Source organism: Catenuloplanes nepalensis (assembly GCF_030811575.1).
In the GTDB taxonomy this organism is placed as follows: Bacteria; Actinomycetota; Actinomycetes; order Mycobacteriales; family Micromonosporaceae; genus Catenuloplanes; species Catenuloplanes nepalensis.
The window spans coordinates 92,227-109,703 of the sequence record NZ_JAUSRA010000001.1; the positions used below are offsets into that span (position 1 = coordinate 92,227).

Annotated in this window: 17 protein-coding genes; 13 read left to right on the forward strand and 4 right to left on the reverse strand. The window is 71.6% G+C overall.

The window, feature by feature from the left end; all coding sequences use genetic code 11:
* Positions 1-18 precede the first annotated feature (18 nt).
* Genes J2S43_RS00360 through J2S43_RS00370 form a run of 3 tightly spaced genes read left to right on the forward strand, consistent with a single transcriptional unit; the run spans position 19 to position 2,340 of the window.
* Positions 19-627, forward strand: a complete 609-nt coding sequence (locus J2S43_RS00360) for a DUF1707 SHOCT-like domain-containing protein (RefSeq protein WP_306826426.1) — start codon at positions 19-21, stop codon at positions 625-627.
* A 22-nt stretch (positions 628-649) separates the two neighbouring features.
* The gene (locus J2S43_RS00365; RefSeq protein ID WP_306826427.1) at positions 650-994 is read left to right on the forward strand and encodes an HIT domain-containing protein; all 345 of its coding nucleotides are present in this window, start codon (positions 650-652) and stop codon (positions 992-994) included.
* Complete coding sequence (locus J2S43_RS00370) at positions 991-2,340, forward strand: serine hydrolase domain-containing protein (protein ID WP_306826428.1); 1,350 nt, start codon at positions 991-993, stop codon at positions 2,338-2,340. Before J2S43_RS00365 ends, J2S43_RS00370 begins: the two co-directional genes overlap by 4 nt.
* 49 nt (positions 2,341-2,389) lie before the next feature.
* Here the strand turns inward: J2S43_RS00370 and J2S43_RS00375 are convergent, their stop codons facing one another.
* The 3 genes from J2S43_RS00375 to J2S43_RS00385 form a co-directional block, all read right to left on the reverse strand.
* Positions 2,390-3,586 carry an SseB family protein gene (locus J2S43_RS00375; RefSeq protein ID WP_306826429.1) on the reverse strand — a complete coding sequence of 399 codons (1,197 nt, stop codon included), beginning with the start codon at positions 3,584-3,586 and terminating at the stop codon, positions 2,390-2,392.
* A gap of 179 nt (positions 3,587-3,765) precedes the next feature.
* Positions 3,766-5,472: a monocarboxylate uptake permease MctP gene (mctP, locus tag J2S43_RS00380; protein WP_306839116.1), complete on the reverse strand. Its 1,707-nt coding sequence runs from the start codon at positions 5,470-5,472 to the stop codon at positions 3,766-3,768.
* 8 nt (positions 5,473-5,480) lie between these two features.
* Positions 5,481-5,759, reverse strand: coding sequence for a DUF3311 domain-containing protein (locus tag J2S43_RS00385; RefSeq protein WP_306826430.1), 279 nt, complete (start codon positions 5,757-5,759; stop codon positions 5,481-5,483).
* Between the two features lie 352 nt (positions 5,760-6,111).
* On the opposite strand from J2S43_RS00385, the gene J2S43_RS00390 reads away from it, so the two are divergent.
* From J2S43_RS00390 to J2S43_RS00415, 6 genes are all read left to right on the forward strand, one after another.
* Positions 6,112-7,158, forward strand: coding sequence for a PhoH family protein (locus J2S43_RS00390; RefSeq protein WP_306826432.1), 1,047 nt, complete (start codon positions 6,112-6,114; stop codon positions 7,156-7,158).
* A 29-nt stretch (positions 7,159-7,187) separates the two neighbouring features.
* Positions 7,188-7,667 (forward strand): rRNA maturation RNase YbeY, encoded by a 480-nt coding sequence (gene ybeY / locus J2S43_RS00395; protein WP_306826433.1) that lies wholly within the window; start codon positions 7,188-7,190, stop codon positions 7,665-7,667.
* The gene (locus J2S43_RS00400) at positions 7,667-9,031 is read left to right on the forward strand and encodes a hemolysin family protein (protein ID WP_306826435.1); all 1,365 of its coding nucleotides are present in this window, start codon (positions 7,667-7,669) and stop codon (positions 9,029-9,031) included. Before ybeY ends, J2S43_RS00400 begins: the two co-directional genes overlap by 1 nt.
* The gene (locus J2S43_RS00405; protein WP_306826436.1) at positions 9,024-9,404 is read left to right on the forward strand and encodes a cytidine deaminase-like protein; all 381 of its coding nucleotides are present in this window, start codon (positions 9,024-9,026) and stop codon (positions 9,402-9,404) included. Before J2S43_RS00400 ends, J2S43_RS00405 begins: the two co-directional genes overlap by 8 nt.
* Positions 9,401-10,285 (forward strand): GTPase Era, encoded by an 885-nt coding sequence (era, locus tag J2S43_RS00410; RefSeq protein ID WP_306826438.1) that lies wholly within the window; start codon positions 9,401-9,403, stop codon positions 10,283-10,285. Before J2S43_RS00405 ends, era begins: the two co-directional genes overlap by 4 nt.
* Positions 10,286-10,553: 268 nt before the next feature.
* A complete protein-coding gene (locus tag J2S43_RS00415) occupies positions 10,554-11,642 on the forward strand; it encodes an acyltransferase family protein (RefSeq protein ID WP_306826439.1) in 1,089 nt (362 codons plus the stop codon).
* Here J2S43_RS00415 and J2S43_RS00420 read toward each other — a convergent pair.
* Entirely contained in the window at positions 11,601-12,386 is a 786-nt protein-coding gene (locus J2S43_RS00420; RefSeq protein WP_306826440.1) for a DUF4097 family beta strand repeat-containing protein, read from the reverse strand. The genes J2S43_RS00415 and J2S43_RS00420 overlap by 42 nt on opposite strands.
* A gap of 90 nt (positions 12,387-12,476) precedes the next feature.
* Here J2S43_RS00420 and recO point away from each other — a divergent pair, with 90 nt between their 5' ends.
* The 4 genes from recO to J2S43_RS00440 all read left to right on the forward strand — a co-directional run bounded on the left by recO (position 12,477) and on the right by J2S43_RS00440 (position 17,109).
* A complete protein-coding gene (gene recO / locus J2S43_RS00425; RefSeq protein WP_306826441.1) occupies positions 12,477-13,238 on the forward strand; it encodes a DNA repair protein RecO in 762 nt (253 codons plus the stop codon).
* 19 nt (positions 13,239-13,257) lie between these two features.
* A complete protein-coding gene (locus tag J2S43_RS00430) occupies positions 13,258-14,082 on the forward strand; it encodes an isoprenyl transferase (protein ID WP_306826442.1) in 825 nt (274 codons plus the stop codon).
* A 119-nt stretch (positions 14,083-14,201) separates the two neighbouring features.
* On the forward strand, positions 14,202-15,014 hold the full coding sequence (locus J2S43_RS00435) for an SAM-dependent methyltransferase (protein WP_306839117.1): 813 nt from the start codon (positions 14,202-14,204) through the stop codon (positions 15,012-15,014).
* A complete protein-coding gene (locus tag J2S43_RS00440; protein ID WP_306826443.1) occupies positions 14,995-17,109 on the forward strand; it encodes a putative bifunctional diguanylate cyclase/phosphodiesterase in 2,115 nt (704 codons plus the stop codon). The genes J2S43_RS00435 and J2S43_RS00440 overlap by 20 nt, the downstream gene beginning before the upstream one ends.
* Positions 17,110-17,477: the final 368 nt, after the last annotated feature.

Sequence of the window (17,477 nt, forward strand, 5' to 3'; positions counted from 1 at the left end):
CCTACTACGCTGTGCGTCGTGGAGGAGCATCGGTTGCGCGTGTCCGACGCGGAGCGTGCGGCAGTGGTCGAGATCCTGGGCCAGGCCACCAGCGACGGCCGCCTGACCCTGGATGAGTATTCGGAGCGGGCCGCCTCCGCCTACGCGGCGAGGACCCGCGCGGATCTGGCCGGGCTCACCGACGACCTGCCCGCCGGTCGGGAGGTCCAACCGCTGCGTCAGCGGGCGCCCGCGCCCCTGCACGGCGAGATCGTCCCGGCCGCGGAGAAGCTGTCGGCGGTCTTCGGCAGCGACGTCCGGCGCGGCGCGTTCGCGCTCCCGGAGCGGATGACGGCCGCCGCGTACTTCGGCGAGGTCAAGATCGAGCTGCAGGACGCGCACCTGACCCGTCCGTACTCGGTGATCGAGGCGACCGCGATCTTCGGCAGCGTGACGATCTACGTGCCGGAGGGCGTCGACGTGCGGCTGACCGGCCCGGCCGCCGTGTTCGGCGGGAAGGTCTCCAAGCTGCGCGGTGGCGTGCCGCCGGGATCGCCGGTGCTGGAGGTGCGCGCCAAGGTCTGGTTCGGCGAGGTGTCCGTCCGCCCGCCGAGGAGCGGCTGGCTGGATCGCCTCGGCCTCACATAACGGGCATCTCTAAGATTTGCGGATGAGCGCTGACTGTCTCTTCTGCAAGATCGTGGCCGGGGAGATCCCGGCCGACGTGGTCCACGAGACGGCGACCACGCTCGCCTTCCGCGACATCGACCCGAAGGCGCCGGTGCACGTTCTGGTGATCCCGCGGGTGCACCACGCGAACGTGGCCGCGCTGGTCGCCGAGGACCCCGGCCTGGCGGCCGAGGTGCTGGCCGCGGCGGCCGCTGTGGCGGAGGCCGAGGGCCTGACCGGGCCCGGCTACCGAACGCTCTTCAACACCGGGGCGGACGCCGGGCAGACCGTGTTCCACGTCCACGCGCACGTGCTCGGCGGCCGCCCGCTCGGCGGGATGGCGTGACCTCGCTGCTCCGCCACGTGCAGGCGGCGCAGGCCGACGGCCGGATCCCCGGCCTCCAGGTCGCGCTGCACCGCGCCGACCGCCCGCTCTGGACCGCCACGGCCGGCACCTCCGGCACGGACCGCCCGCTGGACGACGACACCCGGTTCCGGATCGGCTCGGTCACCAAGACGCTGACCGCGGTGCTGGTGCTGCAGGCCCGCGACGACGGCCTGCTCGACCTGGACGACCCACTCGACCGGCACCTGGACGTACCCGCACACGGCGAGCTGACCATCCGCCGGCTGCTGTCGCACACGTCCGGCCTGCAGCGCGAGCCGTGGGGCGACGTGTGGGACACGCTGGTCACGCCGGAGACCGACGGGCTGCTGCGGGAGCTGGCCAAGGCCGAGCGGGTGCTGCCGTCCGGCCGCCGCTTCCACTACTCCAACCTGGGCCTGGCGCTGCTCGGCCAGGCCGTGGCCCGGCTGCGCGGTGGGAGCTGGGCGGAGGTGCTGCACGACCGGGTGCTGCGCCCGCTGCGGCTGCGCGCCACCACGGTCGACCCGCCGGAGCAGGCCGCGGTCGGCTACCTGGTCGACGCGTACTCGGACACCGCCCGGCCGGAACCGCGGTTCGACATGAAGGCGGCCGGTCCGGCCGCGCAGCTGTGGAGCACCGCGTCGGACATGGCGCGCTGGGCCGCGTTCCTGGCCGACCCGGCCGCGCTCGACCCGGCCGGCCGGGTGCTGGCACCGGCCACGCTGGACGAGATGCGCTGGCCCGTCACACCGTCCGACGAGACGGTCTGGGCGCGCGCGTTCGGGCTCGGCCTGATCCTCTTCCAGGCCGGTCCGCGGATCGTGCACGTGGGCCACGACGGCGCCATGCCGGGCTTCCTGGCCAGCGTGTACGGCCGGCGCGGCGGCCCGGGCACACCCGGCGCGATGGGCGTGGCGGTGCTCGGCTCGTCCGGGACCGCGGACGTGACCAACGAGCTGTCGCACACGCTGCTGACCGCGGCGGTGGAGTCGGACCCGGCGGACATCGCGCCGTGGCGGCCGGGCACGCCGGTGCCGGACGCGTACCGCTCGGTGCTCGGCCCGTGGTTCGCCGAGGGCTTCCAGCACGTCTTCTCCTGGCACGGCGGCACGCTGCAGGCGCGTTTTCCGGAGGCGCCGGCCGACCGGCCCCCGGCGGTCTTCGCGCCGCTGCCGGACCGGCCGGACGTGCTGCGCACGGTCTCCGGCCGGGAGGCGGGCGAGTTGCTGCGGCTGACCCGCGACGAGCACGGCACGGTGGTGCGCATGCACTGGGCCACCTACCGCTTCACCCGCGCCCAGGAGACCTTCGACGGCGTCTCCTGACCTGATCGGGACGTCCCCTCGCACCGCGCGGGGACGTCTCGGTCAGACCTCAGCCGGCGGCGGCCGTGGGGTAGGTGGTTACGCGCAGTTCGGCCAGCGTGTCCGCGGTCAGCGTGAGCGTCCACTCGGTCCGCGGGTCGACGATCATGCCCCAGTCCGGCTCCGGCCAGTCGTCGATCAGGTCGCCGAAGGAGAGCGCGAGGAACGGCACGCCGGTGCCGGCGAAGTCGGCCAGCCCGTCCGGCGACGTGAAGATCGGCAGGAAGATCGCGTTGTCCGCGCCGCGCACCACGGCCGGCCGGACGCCGGTCTCCGGCGACGGGTCGTCCAGCAGCGGCATGGAGACGGCCGCGCTGCGCAGCGCGCCGACGTATCCGGTCAGGTCCCGTTCCGCGACCGCGCCGGTCAGCACCGCGCGCAACGCGGCCAGCGTCTCCTCCGGCGTCCGCGGCGCGGCATCCGGTTCCGGCACCACGGTCAACGGCGGCGCGGGTACGGTCTCGCCCGTCCGCATCACCGGCAGCGCGGCCGTCACCTCCGCCTCGGACTCCCACTGCCACTCCGGCACGATCGCGAGCACGGCCGCCGGCCCGGGCTCCGGCACGACCGTGACGGCCGGCTCGGGCTCCGGCACGATCGCGAGCACGGCCGCCGGCCCGGGCTCCGGCACGACCGTGACGGCCGGCTCGGGCTCCGGCACGATCGCGAGCGCCGGTTCTGGCGCGAGCGCCGGTTCTGGCGCGAGCGCGGCGGCCGGGTGGACGAGTGCGCGGGCCGGTTCCGGCGCCGGGTTCGGAACGACCGCGAGCGCCGGTGCGGATCGGGGCGCCGGCGTGGCTTCCGGGTCGCGGCTCCGGGACGAGCCCGGGTCCGGGACGACCGTCAGCACCGGTGCCGGTGCGGGATCGGCCGCGGGGTCCGACTCGGAGAACGTCAGCGTGCCCGGGTCCGAAGTGATCATCAGGCTCGCACCGTGCACCGCGAACCGGCACAGCCAGTCGACGTGCTCGACCGTCCGCGGCGCCTCGTAGGACCACACGCCCTGCCCGACCCGGGGTGCCCGCCAGCCGAGTTCGGTCAGCATCGCCGGGTCGTACGCGGGGATCTCCGCCGTCACGGTGTCGGCACGCACGGTGAGCCACAGCCGCCGATCCGCGCCGGCCAGCGCGAACCGGGTCTCCCGGTCGCACGCGAACAGCGCGTCGTGTATCGCGGTCAGCAGGCCCGCCCAGCCCGCTCCTTCCATCCCGCTACCTCCCCGTGCTCCGCCTGTCACCGCAGGTCATGCCGCCGGCCGGGGTGGCGTCGGTGGCGCGGGAATTGTAGCTGCCGGCACCGGTCCCGACGCGAGTGAGTGAATGACGGATGTCGACGCGATGCCGTGGCGGGCCGTTGCTCAGCGTCACGACCCGCCACGTCACGTATTTATCGCGGTCGGTACATGCCCGCCGGTGTGTACCGGCCGGGCCGCGGTGTCAGCAGTGGATGCTCGCGGCCCTCCGTGTCCGTACCGCCGTCCACCAGTTCGCTCATCCGCCGGATCGTCGGGTCGCCCTCGTCCGCCGAATAGTCGCGCGGCCGGGTGCGGTCGGCGTCACCGCGCCGGTCCAGGCCGCGCAGGATCGGCGTCAGCAGCGCAGTGACCAGCAGGTTCACGCCGAGTGCCACGATGCCGACGTAGATGCTGCTCCGCGTGTCCAGGCCCAGGTTGGACAGTGGCCAGGCGGATCCGCCGAAGTGCTCCCGGATCACGGTGGTGCCGTCCGGGCCGCCCCGCTGTGGGATCTGGTAGAGCATCGCGATGCCGGCCGCCAGCCCGGCGCCGATGCCGGCGACGAGGGCCCAGCGATGCATCCAGCTCGTGTAGAGACCGATCGCCACGGCCGGAAGTGTCTGCATGATGACAACTCCACCGATCAGCTGAAGATCCACCGCGAACTGCGTGTTGAGCAACAGGATCACCAGGACCGCGCCGAACTTCACGGTCAGCGACGCGATCTTGCTGACCGTGGTCTCCTCCGCCTCGGACGCGTCCGGCCGCAGGTACTCGCGGTAGATGTTGCGGGTGAACAGGTTCGCCGCGGCGATCGACATGATCGCGGCCGGCACCATGGCGCCGACCCCGATCGCGGCGAACGCCAGGCCCGCGCACCACTCCGGGAACGAGGCGTTGAACCACAGCGGGACCACGGTGTTGCGATCACCGCCGACCGGCTCGATGCCGCTGAAGATCGCCGCGAAGCCGAGCAGCATCAGCACACCGAGCGTGAGCGTGTAGAGCGGCAACGCGGCCAGGTTGCGCCGGAGCACGCCGCGGTTGCGGGCCGCGAGCACGCCGGTGAGCGTGTGCGGGTACAGGAACAGCGCCACCGCGGAGCCGAGCGCCAGCGTGACGTAGCTGAGCTGGTCGTGCCCGTCCAACAGCAGTCCGTCGTCGGTGCGCGGCGTGGACGCGAACCGCGCCTCCGCGACCCGGAACACGCCGTCCCAGCCGCCCGCGTTCGAGCTGACGATGATGAACGCGGCCAGCACGGTCCAGATGACCAGCGCGTCCTTGACGATGGAGATCAGCGCCGGCGCGCGCAGCCCGGAGTTGAACGTGTAGAGCGCCAGCACCACGAACGCGGCGGTCAGCGGCCACCCGCCGGGCAGCCCCATCACGGTGAAGACCGCCTCGATGCCGATCATCTGCAGTGCGATGTACGGCATGGTGGCCGTGATCCCGAGCACCGCCACCAGCGCGCCGAGCCCGCGCGAGCCGAACCGGGCGCGGACGAACTCGGCCGGCGTGACGAAGCCGTGCACGTGGCAGACCGACCAGAACCGGCTGAGCACCACGAACAGCATCGGATAGACGATCACCAGGAACGGTGCCGGGAAGAAGCCGGCGGCGCCGAGACCATAAACCAGCGTGGGTACGGCGACGAACGTGTACGCCGTGTAGACGTCGCCGCTCAACAGGAAGAACGTGACCCAGTTGCCGAACGCGCGGCCGCCGAGTCCCCATTCCTCCAGCGTGTGAATGGACGCGGGCCGGCGCCACCGCCCCGCCGCGAATCCCATGATCGTTACTACACCGAACACGAACGCGAAGATCCAGAATTGGGTCTGGTTGTCGGCGAAGGACGGCATCGGAACGGTCACCGGTCCTTCGTGGCGAGGTGCACCGCCGTGATGACCAGCGAGGCGAGCCCGGCGAACGCCAGCTGCGACCAGTAGTAGAACGGGATCCCGAGCAGGCGCGGTTCCATGTCGTTGTAGAGCACCGGCAGCAACGGGACGACGATCGGCACCCAGAGCAGCCAGTGCCACGGGCTGGCGTCCGCGCGGTCCCTGACGGCGGGGGTGGTGCGGCCATCGGGGCGGACGTGTCGTGCGGGTCGTGCATATGGCGGCCGGCCATAGAAGTCGTCGGCCATGTCGGACTCCAATTCGGAAAAGGATGTGCCCGATGAGAGATGAAGATCGAATTGCCGTCGGCGATTGGCATCCTGTCGGCGAACTGAGTGGCGGCGCAGTAGCCCGGTGGAAATCTCGACTGAATCGTTATCCACCCGTGGGAAATGCATGGAAGATGCAGCCATTCATTCACAGGCTTGATCGGCAACGTGATCGAGCGGGTACCGAGCGTGATCGTCGGGTGTGCCGCCCCGGGAAATGGCGTCGGTGCGTCCGGCGTTGACCCGATACGATGGCAACTACTCGCCCGCCGCGCCGACGGGGTGCGGCACCAAGATCGGAAGCAGGTGGCGGAGGCCCGCGGGCCGCACTATGACCGGCACACCAACCCCGGGAAACGCCCGGGCGCAGACCAGGATCACGGTCTCCGACCCCAAGATCATGGTGAACCTGCTCGGCCCGGGCGACGAGATCCTCCGGCTCATCGAGCGCTCACTGCCCGCATGTGATCTGCACGTCCGCGGCAACGAGATCACCATCACCGGCGCCCCCGCCGACAACGCGCTCGCCGAGCGGCTCTTCGCCGAACTCGTCGAGCTGATCGAGAAGGGCGAGACGCTCACGGTGGACGCGGTGCGGCGCACCGTCGGCATGCTTCAGCAGGGCACCGCCGAGCGCCCGGCCGACGTGCTCACGCTGAACATCCTGTCCCGGCGCGGCAAGACCATCCGCCCGAAGACACTCGGCCAGAAGCGTTATGTCGACTCCATCGACACCCACACCATCGTCTTCGGCATCGGCCCCGCCGGTACCGGTAAGACGTACCTGGCGATGGCGAAGGCGGTCCAGGCGCTGCAGGCCAAGCAGGTCAACCGGATCATCCTGACCCGGCCGGCGGTCGAGGCGGGCGAGCGGCTCGGCTTCCTCCCCGGCACGCTGAACGAGAAGATCGACCCGTACCTTCGGCCGCTCTACGACGCGCTGCACGACATGCTCGACCCCGAGTCGATCCCGCGCCTGATGCAGGCCGGCACGATCGAGGTCGCGCCCCTGGCGTATATGCGCGGGCGCACGCTCAACGACGCGTTCATCATCCTGGACGAGGCGCAGAACACCACGCCCGAGCAGATGAAGATGTTCCTCACCCGGCTCGGCTTCGGCTCGAAGATCGTGGTGACCGGCGATGTCACGCAGGTCGACCTTCCGGGGGGCACCGTCAGCGGTCTCCGGATGGTGCGTGACATCCTGGACGGCGTCGAGGACGTTCACTTCGCGCAGCTGGGCAGCGCCGACGTGGTGCGTCACCGCCTGGTCGGCGACATCGTCGACGCGTATGCGAAGTGGGACGCCGACCAGAACCAGGGACAGGCCCAGGTTCGCTCCGCGAACGTGCAGGGCCGCGCCGGCCGCCGGCGTTAGCGCACACAGGAAAAGAGACGACGACCGCAGTGTCCATCGATATCGCCAACGAGTCCGGGGTCGACGTCGACACCGACGCCATCCTGGACGTGGCGCGGCACGCCCTCGACGAGATGGGTGTCAACCCGCTCGCCGAGCTGGCCATCCTGCTCGTCGACATCGAATACATGTCGGAGCTGAACCACCGGTGGATGGGCGGCGACGGCCCCACCGACGTGCTCGCGTTCCCGATGGACGAGGGGAGCGTGGACCACGGGCCGGGCGAGTCGTCCGGCGAGCCCGCGCTCCTCGGTGACATCGTGCTCTGCCCGGAGGTGGCCGCCAAGCAGGCGGTCACCGCCGGGCACACCGCCGGGGACGAGTTGCACCTGCTGACCGTGCACGGCGCGCTCCACCTGCTCGGCTACGACCACGCGGAGCCGGAGGAGGAGCGGGAGATGTTCGGCCTCCAGGCCCGTCTGCTCAGCGGGTGGCAGGCCCGGCGCCGATCGGCGAAAGAACCCTCCTGATGCCCACCGCATCGGCCGCCCCCGCGGGGCTACCCGACCTGCAGCTGCTCTTCATCGCGGCCGGGCTGGTGATCCTCGCGGGGATCTTCGCGATGACCGAGGCGGCGCTGGCGGCGGTCTCGCCCGCCCGCGCCGGTGAACAGGCCCGGGAGGGCATGCGGGGCGCGCGCACGCTGCAGATCGTGGCGTCCGACGCGGCCCGGCACATCAACCTGCTCCTGCTGCTCCGGCTGCTGTCCGAGCTGACCGCGACCACGCTGGTCGCGCTGGTCGCGGTGGACACGTTCGGCGCCGGCTGGCGGGCCGCGCTGGTCACCGCGAGCGCGATGACCGTGGTCAGCTTCGTCGTTGTCGGCGTGGCGCCGCGCACGGTCGGCCGGCAGCACGCCTACGCGGTGGGCCGCGCGACCGCGCCGCTGGTCCGCTGGCTCGGCCGTGCGCTGAACCCGCTGGCCTCGCTGCTCATCCTGATCGGCAACGCGGTCACGCCCGGCAAGGGCTTCCGCGAAGGCCCGTTCGCCACCCAGGTGGAGCTGCGCGAGCTGGTCGACCTGGCCGAGCAGCGCGGCGTGGTGGAGCACGGCGAGCGCGAGATGATCCACTCGGTCTTCGGGCTCGGCGACACGATCGCCCGCGAGGTGATGGTCCCGCGCACCGAGATGGTGTGGATCGAGGGGCACAAGAGCCTCCGGCAGTCGCTGATGCTGTTCATGCGCTCCGGCTTCTCCCGGATCCCGGTGATCGGCGACAGCGTGGACGACGTGCACGGCGTGATCTTCCTCAAGGACGTGATCCGCCGCACCCAGGGCGACGACCCGGCCGCGGACGCCACCCCGGTCGCGGAGCTGATGCGCGAGGCCACGTTCGTGCCGGAGTCGAAGCCGGTCGACGACCTGCTCTCCGAGATGCAGGCCGCGCGGACCCACCTGGTCGTGGTGGTCGACGAGTACGGCGGCACGGCCGGCCTGGTCACCATCGAGGACATCCTCGAGGAGATCGTCGGCGAGATCACCGACGAGTACGACGTGGACGAGCGCCCACCGGTCGAGCGGCTGGCGGACGGCGCGGTGCGCGTCACCGCCCGGCTGCCGATCGAGGACCTGGGCGAGATCTTCGCGGTCGAGCTTCCCGCGGACGAGGTCGAGACCGTGGGCGGGCTGCTCGCCCAGGCCCTGGGCCGCGTTCCGATTCCGGGCGCGACCGCTAATGTGGGCGGGCTGCGCCTGGTCGCCGAGGGCACCACGGGCCGGCGGAACCGGATCGACTCGGTCCTGGTCCGCCGCGCGCCCGGGAACGGGCCCGCCGGTGACGCAGCCGCCGAGGACGATGAGAGCGCCGACGAGAGGCAACCCGCAGATGCCTGAGCCCACCCAGACCGCCGTGCCGACTCCGCCGGAGCCGGTGACGCTCGCCGCGGAGGACGCCAAACTGGTGACCCTGGCGCGCAGCGTCCGGGCCCGGGTCGGTGCCGTGGAGGGCGCGGCCGTGCGGGACCAGGACGGCAGGACCTATGCGGCCGCGACCGTGGCGCTGCCGTCCCTGGCGGTCACCGCGCTGCAGCTCGCGGTCGCGTCCGCGGTCTCGGCCGGCGCGACCCTGCTGGAGGCCGCGGCCGTGGTGACGGAGGCGTCCGCGCTGGACGGTTCCGGGCACGCGGCCGTGCGTGACCTGGCCGCGGACGCGCCGATCTTCGTGGCCGCCCCGGACGGCGCCGTCTTCGGGACGGTGACCGCGTGAAGGCGTACCGTGCCGGTTTCGCCTGTTTCGTCGGCCGGCCGAACGCGGGCAAGTCCACGCTGACCAACGCGATCATCGGGCAGAAGATCGCGATCACGTCGAACAAGCCGCAGACCACCCGGCACATCATCCGCGGCGTGCTGCACCGGCCGGACGGGCAGATCGTGCTGGTCGACACGCCGGGCATGCACCGCCCGCGCACGCTGCTCGGCGAGCGGCTGAACGACCTGGTCCGCACCACCTGGAGCGAGGTCGACGTGATCGGCCTGTGCATCCCGGCGGACGAGCCGGTCGGGCGCGGCGACAAGTTCATCACCGGCGAGATCGCGGAACTGAAGGCGACCGTGCTGGCCGTGGTCACCAAGACCGACCTGGTGCCGGACAAGAAGAAGCTGGCCGAGCAACTGCTGGCCGTGAACGATCTGGGCGACTTCGCCGCGATCGTGCCGGTCAGTGCGGTCTCCGGCGACCAGGTGGGCATGCTCACCGACGTGATGGCGCAGTACATGCCGGAGTCCCCGCAGCTCTACCCGGACGACATCCTCACGGACGAGCCGGAACGGGTGCTGATCGGCGAGCTGATCCGCGAGTCCGCGCTGGAGGGCGTGCGGGACGAGCTGCCGCACTCGCTCGCGGTGCTGGTCGAGGAGATGGTGGAGGAGGAGTCGGTGCTGCGCGTCTACGCGGACGTGTACGTCGAGCGCCCCAGCCAGAAGGCCATCATGATCGGGCACAAGGGCAGCCGGCTCAAGGAGGTCGGCACCCGCGCCCGCGCCGAGATCGAGAAGCTGCTCGGCCGCCGCATCTACCTCGACCTGCACATTCGCGTCGCCAAGGAGTGGCAGCGGGACCCCAAGCAGCTGCGTCGTTTGGGCTTTTAGCCGCGTCTATGCGCATTTGTCGTACGAACTGATCTTCATAACGGTTCGGGCGAGCCGACGTGTTCTTGTCCACTCCGCTGTGGCGGCGTTACTCATCCGTACCCCGGTAGGGTTGTGGTGATGCACGTGAATGTGCGGCATTTGCGCGTTTTGCCGGATGTGATCGCTGGTTCGGCGGTCACTCCTCCGGGGTAATGGCTTAGCGGCTCCCGTTGCTGAATTCCCGTCCGGGGCGGACCATGCCCTGGGCCCGACCAGGCTTGGGTAGATGAGAAATCGATATCTGGACCTATTGCGCGCGGCCGCCGTTCTTCGGGTGGTCGTTTATCACGTCACCGGCCTGGCCGCGCTCACGATCGTGCTGCCCGCCATGTCGGTGATGTTCGCGCTCGGCGGCTCACTGATGGCCGCCTCGGTCGACCGGTTCGGTGTCTCCGCGATCGGCCGGCGCATGCGCCGCCTGCTGCCCTCGCTCTGGGCCGTGATGGCGCTCTTCCTGCCCGCCATGCTGCTCACCGGGCTGGACTGGGACTGGCGCATCCTGTTCTGGGTCGCGCCGTTCATCGACCCGCCGGCCAGCGGACTCGGCCTGGCCGCGCTCTCCGCCAACTGGTACCTGCGCGACTTCCTCTGGTTCGTCGCGCTCTCCCCTCTGGCGCTGCCGCTCTTCCGCCGGTTCCCGCTGTCCACGATCGCCGCGCCGTTCGTGCTGCTGGTGGTGACCGAGCTGAAGCTGGTCACGATCGACAACTACGTGCTGCGCGACCTCGGCCTGTACTTCGGCGCCTGGGTGCTCGGCTTCGCCCACCACGACGGGATGCTGCGCCGCCTCACCTGGCGCGGGCTGGTGCCGATCGCGGCCGTGCTGGCGGTCGCGGGCGCGGCCTGGATCATCACCCACCCCGGCCCGCGCGGTTACGACCTGAACGACATCCGACTCGGCAACGCGCTCTGGTCCACCGCGTTCGTGCTGCTCGCGCTCGGCCTGGCGCCGGACACGCTGCCCTGGCTCAGCCGCCGCCCGCGCCTCGACCGGCTGGTCACACTGCTCAACAGCCGCGCGCTGACCATCTATCTCTGGCACGTACCGATCATCGTGGGCCTCGGCTGGGTGGCGGCCCGCTACGGCTGGCCGCAGACCGGCGCGCTCGCGATCACGGTCAAGCTGGTGATCGTGCTGCTCCTGCTCGCGGTGGCGGTCGCCGCGTTCGGCTGGGTCGAGGACGTCGCGGCCCGGCGGCGGCCCGAGCTGATCCCGGGGCGCGCCGTCCGGGGGAGGAGCCGGAAACCGGTCCGCACCGAGGAGGTCCTGGTCTCAGGCCCGCAGGACGTCCAGATCGCCGCTGTCCGCGCGTAGGTCCAGCACGGCGGTGGCGTCCGGGTCGTCGTCGATGCCGACGTTCGCGTCACCGGAGTCCACCGACGTCCGCACCCGGTACTTCCCGTCCGGCACGCGCAGCGTCAGGTCGCCGCTGTCCACGGTCGCGGTGACCGAGGCCGGCGCGGAGAGCGTCAGGTCGGCGTCGCCGGACTGCACGACCGCGGTGACCGCGCCGCCGAGACCGACGCCCGCCAGCGAGCCGGAGTCGAGCCGCAGGTCGGACTCGCCGGTCACGTTCGCGACCCGCACCTCGCCGGAGTCCGCCTTCACCCGGACCGCACCGGCCACGCCGTCCACCCGGAGCGTGCCGGAGTCCATCTCCAGGTCGACCGCGCCGACCGTGGTCAGCGAGATGTCGCCGGAGTCGCTCCGGCCGGTGACCGTCACGCCGCGCGGCGCGTCGATCGTCCAGTCGACCTCGCACATCGGGCCGCAGTCCGTGTCGATCACCAGGACCGTGCCGTCGATCCGGTACGCACTGTTCGGCGCGTTCTCGCTGCGGTAGCTCACGACGCGGTCGACCTGGGTGTCCTTCCGGTCGGACGTGGTCACCGCCACGTCGCGGTCGTCGCCGCCGGCGAGGCGGATCTCGGTGATCCCCACGGTCTCCGTGTTCCGGAACTCCATCTCGCGGACGTTCCGCGGATCGCAGCCGGCGCCGAGCGCGGCCAGCCCCGCGAGGAGCGCCACCCCGGCGGCTGCAGTGGTGCGTCTGGTCATGCCCCTGAAGCTAGTGCGCGCCACCCCGTACCCGGATCCAAGCTTTCCCCTGAGAACCCCCTGATAGCGGCCGGCAGGCACAATGGGAGGGTGGCCCGCATACCTCGCCAGCTCTATCGTGACGACGGACTGGTGCTGCGCGTGCAGAAACTGGGCGAGTCGGACCGGATCATCACGCTGCTGACCCGGCACCACGGCCGGCTGCGCGCGGTCGCCCGCGGTGTGCGGCGCACCAACTCCCGCTTCGGCGCGCGGCTGGAGCCGTTCGGCCACGTCGACCTGCAGCTGGCCGGCGACCCGAAGGACCACGGCGGCGGCCTGCACACGGTCAGCCAGGTCGAGGCCGTCGAGCTGTACGGCAAGCGGTTCCTCACCGACTACCCGCGCTACACGGCCGCGAGCGCGGTGGCGGAGACCGCGGAGCGGCTGACCCCGATCGAGCGCGAGCCGTCGCTGCGGATGTTCCAGCTCACGCTGGGCGCGCTCCGGGCGCTGGCCGCCGGCGAGCACCTGGCCACGCTGGTCCTGGACGCGTACCTGTTGCGTGGCATGGGCCTCGCGGGCTGGGCCCCGGCGATCACCGAGTGCGCGGTCTGCGGCGAGCCGGGCACGCACCGCGCGTTCTCCGTGCCGGCCGGTGGCAGCGTCTGCCCGGACTGCCGGCCGCCCGGTGCCGCGCACCCCGCCCCGGCCACGCTGGAGCTGATGAGCGCGCTGACGAAAGGTGACTGGAAGACCGCGGACAGCGCCGATCCGTCCCATCAGCGGGAGTGCAGCGGCCTGACGGCGGCGCACCTGCAGTGGCATCTGGAGCGCGGGTTACGCTCCCTGCCGCTGGTCGACCGTAGTTAGTTAGGTAGGAAATCGACATATGCGTGCCTTCTCCCGCGCCGGCGCGGCGCCCGCCCGTCAGCCCACGCCGCACCCGTCCGGTGCCCGTCCGCCGGCGCTGCCCGCGGAGTCGCTGCCGAAGCACGTGGCGATCGTGATGGACGGCAACGGCCGGTGGGCCAAGGAGCGAGGCCTGGCGCGGACCAAGGGGCACGAGGCGGGGGAGCACTCGCTCTTCGACACCATCGAGGGCGCGATCGAGCTCGGCATCCCGTACCTGTCGGCGTACGCGTTCTCCACGGAGAACTGGCGGCGCTCGCCGGACGAGGTGCGCTTCCTGATGGGCTTCAACCGGGACGTCATCCATCGCCGCCGGGACGAGCTGCGCGAGCTGGGCGTCCGGATCGTCTGGTCCGGCCGGGCCGGCCGGCTGTGGAAGAGCGTGATCGGCGAGCTGACCACGGCCGAGGAGATGTCGAAGAAGAACACGCGGCTGACGCTGCAGTTCTGCGTGAATTACGGCGGCCAGGCCGAGATCGCGGACGCGGCGCAGGCGATCGCGCGGGACGTGGCGGCCGGCAAGGTCAACCCGGAGAAGGTCAACGAGAAGCTGATCGCGAAGTACCTCTACCATCCCGAGGTGCCGGACGTGGACATGTTCCTGCGTCCCTCCGGCGAGCAGCGCATCTCGAACTTCCTGCTCTGGCAGTCCGCCTACGCCGAGCTGGTCTACCTGGACACGCTCTGGCCCGACTTCGACCGTCGCCACCTGTGGTACGCGTGTGAGCTCTACGCCCAGCGGGACCGTCGTTTCGGCGGCGCGCTGCCCAACCCGGTCCCGCCGCCCAAGCCGGAGAATGACTGATCGCTCAGTTGGTTTGTGCGCCATCCGAAGACGGGACCTTCCAGCCAGCCTCCGATGTGGACGACCCCTATGCTGTCGCGGACCGATTCCCGCGAAGGAAAGGTTCATCCATGGAAGGTGTGGAGCGTCCCGTCTGGGCACCGGACGAGGTCGACCTGACCAAGCCCAGCGTCGCGCGCGTCTACGACTACTACCTGGGCGGATCGCACAACTTCGCGGTGGACCGGGCGTTCGCCGCCAAGGTCCTGGAGGCGATGCCGGACCTGCCCAAGCACGCGCAGGAGAACCGTGCGTTCCTGCGCCGCGCGGTCCGGGCGCTGGTCGCCGAGGGCATCGACCAGTTCGTCGACCTCGGCTCCGGCATACCCACGGTCGGCAACGTGCACGAGGTGGCGCAGGCGCTCAACCCGGACGCGCGTATCGCGTACGTGGACTGGGACCCGGTCGCGCTCGCGCACAGCCGCGCGATCCTGGCCGACAACCCGAACGCGACCGTGGTCGCCGGTGACCTGCGCCGCCCGGCCGAGCTGCTGGACGAGCCCGCGCTGGACAAGGCCGTCGATCTCAGCCGCCCGGTCGCGGTGCTGATCGTCTCCGTGCTGCACTTCGTGCCGGACGACGATAAGCCGGAGGAGATCGTGGCGACGATGGCGCGGAGCGTGGCGCCGGGCAGTTTCGTGGTCATCTCGCACGCCAGCAACGACCGGTCCGGGCAGCCGGACCAGGCGGAGAAGGCCGAGGAGATCTACAACAGGACGGCCAGCCCGTTCCGCATGCGCGACCGGCACGAGATCGCGGCGCTCTTCGGCGACCTCGAGATGGTCCACCCGGGCGTGGTCCAGATGCCGCTGTGGCGCCCGGACTCCCCCGAGGACGTCGGCCCGGACGCCGCCACCTACCCGGGGTTCGCGGGTGTCGCCCGAACCCGCTGAACCACTCGCGGAGCGCGTCGCCCGGGCCTGGGCCCGGGCGATCAGCCGCACCAGCTATGTGTCGATGGCGCACCGCGAGCTGATCGACTACCTCAGCGCGCCCGCACGGCGGCTCGTCGGCGTGCTGGAGTCGGAGACCTACGACCCGCTGATCCCGTACGGCATCGGCTCCGCACTGGTCGAGGACCACTTCACCGAACCGGCGTCGCTGGACCGCACGCTCGCGGTGCTGGGCGAGGAACTGGCCGAACTCGGCCGGACCCGGCGGCTCGCGGCCGTGCTCGGCGCGATCGCGGCCGGATTCGCCCGCGCGCTCAAGGAACGCACGCTCGCCGAACAGGAGAGCATCCGCGACGCCGCGCTCACCGCCCGGTCCGCCGCCGAGGAGGCGCGCTGGACCAGCGAGGCCCGCTTCCGGGCGATCTTCGCGGAGGCCGTGATCGGCATCGGCGTCGCGGAGCTGGACGGCTCGATCATCGACGTGAACGCGGCGATCTGCGAGATGTTCGGCTACTCGCGGGCGGAGTTCCTCACCCAGAACGTCTCCACGTTCATCCACCCGCAGGACGCGCCCGGCGTCTGGGAGAAGTATCAGGACCTGGTGGACGGCAAGCTCGACCACTTCCGGCTGGAGAAGCCGTACGCGCGCAACGGCGGCGGCAGCATCTGGACCGACCTGGTGGTGTCGCTGGTCCGCGCGCACGACGGCACACCCCGGTTCGTGGTCGCCATGGTCGAGGACATCACCGAGCGGCACTCGCTGCAGCTGCAACTCGAACACCAGGCGCTGCACGACCCGCTGACCGACCTGCCGAACCGGACGCTGCTGTTCAGCCGCCTGGAGGAGGCGCTCGCCGACCCGGAGCCGCACGGCCGGGTCGGGCTCTGCTACCTCGACCTGGACGGCTTCAAGGCGATCAACGACACGCTCGGCCACGCCGCCGGCGACCAGCTGCTGCGCACGGTCGCGGGCCGCCTCGCCGCCGCGGTCTCCGGCGGCGCCGCGCACGGCACCATGGTCGCGCGGATGGGCGGCGACGAGTTCGTGGTGCTGGTCCCGCGCTCGTCCGGCACCGCCGAACTGGTCGGCGTGGCCGAGGCCGCACTCGCCGCGGTCCGACGCCCGGTCACGCTGGACGGCCGCTCGCTCACGGTCTCCGCCAGCGCCGGGCTGATCGAGCGCCCGGCCGGCGGCGACACCAGCGCGGCCGAGCTGATGAAGGCCGCGGACACCACGCTCTACTGGGCCAAGGCCGACGGCCGGGACCGGTGGGCGTTCTTCGACGAGGACCGCTACGCCACCGACATCAGCCGCTACCGGCTCTCCGCCGAGCTGCCGCGCGCGCTGGCCCAGCACGAGTTCTTCGTGGAGTATCAGCCGCTGGTCCGCCTCTGCGACGACGGCGTGGCCGGCGTGGAAGCGCTGGTCCGCTGGCAGCACCCGGAGCTCGGCCTGCTCCGCCCGGACCTGTTCGTGCCGCTCGCCGAGGAGACCGGCCTGATCGTTCCGCTCGGCCGCTGGGTACTGCGCGAGGCCTGCGGCCAGGCCGCCCGCTGGCGCGCCGCGCACCCGGACAAACCGTTGCTGGTCAGCGTGAACGTGGCGGTCCGCCAGCTGCGCGAGCCCGGCTTCGTGGCCGACGTCCGCGAGGCACTGACCACCACCGGCCTGGAACCGGCCGCGCTGCAACTGGAGCTGACCGAGAGCACGCTGATGGGCACCACCGGCGAACCGCTGCGCCGCCTGCGCGCGCTCGCCGACCTGGGCATCCGGATCGCCATCGACGACTTCGGCACCGGCTACTCGAACCTGGCCTACCTGCGCGACCTGCCGGTCACCGGCCTCAAGCTGGCCGGCACGTTCGTCACCGGCAGGACCCGCGCCGACCTCCCGGACCGCGTCGACCGCGAGATCCTGGCCGCGCTGGTCCGCCTCGCCCACGCGCTCGGCCTCACCGTGATCGCCGAGGGCGTCGAGACCGCCGAACAGGCCGCCCTCCTCCGCACCCTCGACTGCGACATGGTCCAGGGCTGGCACTACGCCCGCGCCGAACACCCCGACGCCTTCAGCACCCGGCTGCAAAGCAGCTGCTGAAGGCATTCGCGGCTGACTTCCGGCGGGGGCATTCCACAGCGGCCAGCTGTGGGCCAGGCCGGGGCTGGGCAGTTCAAGGTCGAGGTCAAGGTCAAGGTCGAGGTCGTTTTCCCGCTTCCGGCGCGGTGCTGCCCGCATGCTCCCGCGGGCACCGGTCGGCCGCGGGCGGCCTCCCTGCCGTGCGTCTTGCGTTGCCGTGCGTCTTGGATTGCCTCCGGCGCCTCCGCGTCCTGCCCGGCGCTGCTGCGCGTTGTGCCTCCGGCGCCGCCGCTGCTGCGCGTCCTGCGTGGCCTTGCCGCCTGCTCGGCGGTCGTGGCCTTGCCGCCCGTTCGGCGGTCGCGGCCGTGCCGCCGCCCCTCCCATCGCTC

Excerpts from the sequence above, each read along its gene's own strand:
- J2S43_RS00390 (WP_306826432.1), top strand. The coding sequence starts at position 6,112 with ATGACCGGCACACCAACCCCGGGAAACGCCCGGGCGCAGACCAGGATC.
- mctP (WP_306839116.1), bottom strand. The coding sequence starts at position 5,472 with ATGCCGTCCTTCGCCGACAACCAGACCCAATTCTGGATCTTCGCGTTC.
- J2S43_RS00400 (WP_306826435.1), top strand. The coding sequence starts at position 7,667 with ATGCCCACCGCATCGGCCGCCCCCGCGGGGCTACCCGACCTGCAGCTG.
- J2S43_RS00385 (WP_306826430.1), bottom strand. The coding sequence starts at position 5,759 with ATGGCCGACGACTTCTATGGCCGGCCGCCATATGCACGACCCGCACGA.
- J2S43_RS00430 (WP_306826442.1), top strand. The coding sequence starts at position 13,258 with ATGCGTGCCTTCTCCCGCGCCGGCGCGGCGCCCGCCCGTCAGCCCACG.
- J2S43_RS00415 (WP_306826439.1), top strand. The coding sequence starts at position 10,554 with ATGAGAAATCGATATCTGGACCTATTGCGCGCGGCCGCCGTTCTTCGG.
- J2S43_RS00420 (WP_306826440.1), bottom strand. The coding sequence starts at position 12,386 with ATGACCAGACGCACCACTGCAGCCGCCGGGGTGGCGCTCCTCGCGGGG.
- J2S43_RS00405 (WP_306826436.1), top strand. The coding sequence starts at position 9,024 with ATGCCTGAGCCCACCCAGACCGCCGTGCCGACTCCGCCGGAGCCGGTG.
- J2S43_RS00365 (WP_306826427.1), top strand. The coding sequence starts at position 650 with ATGAGCGCTGACTGTCTCTTCTGCAAGATCGTGGCCGGGGAGATCCCG.
- J2S43_RS00375 (WP_306826429.1), bottom strand. The coding sequence starts at position 3,586 with ATGGAAGGAGCGGGCTGGGCGGGCCTGCTGACCGCGATACACGACGCG.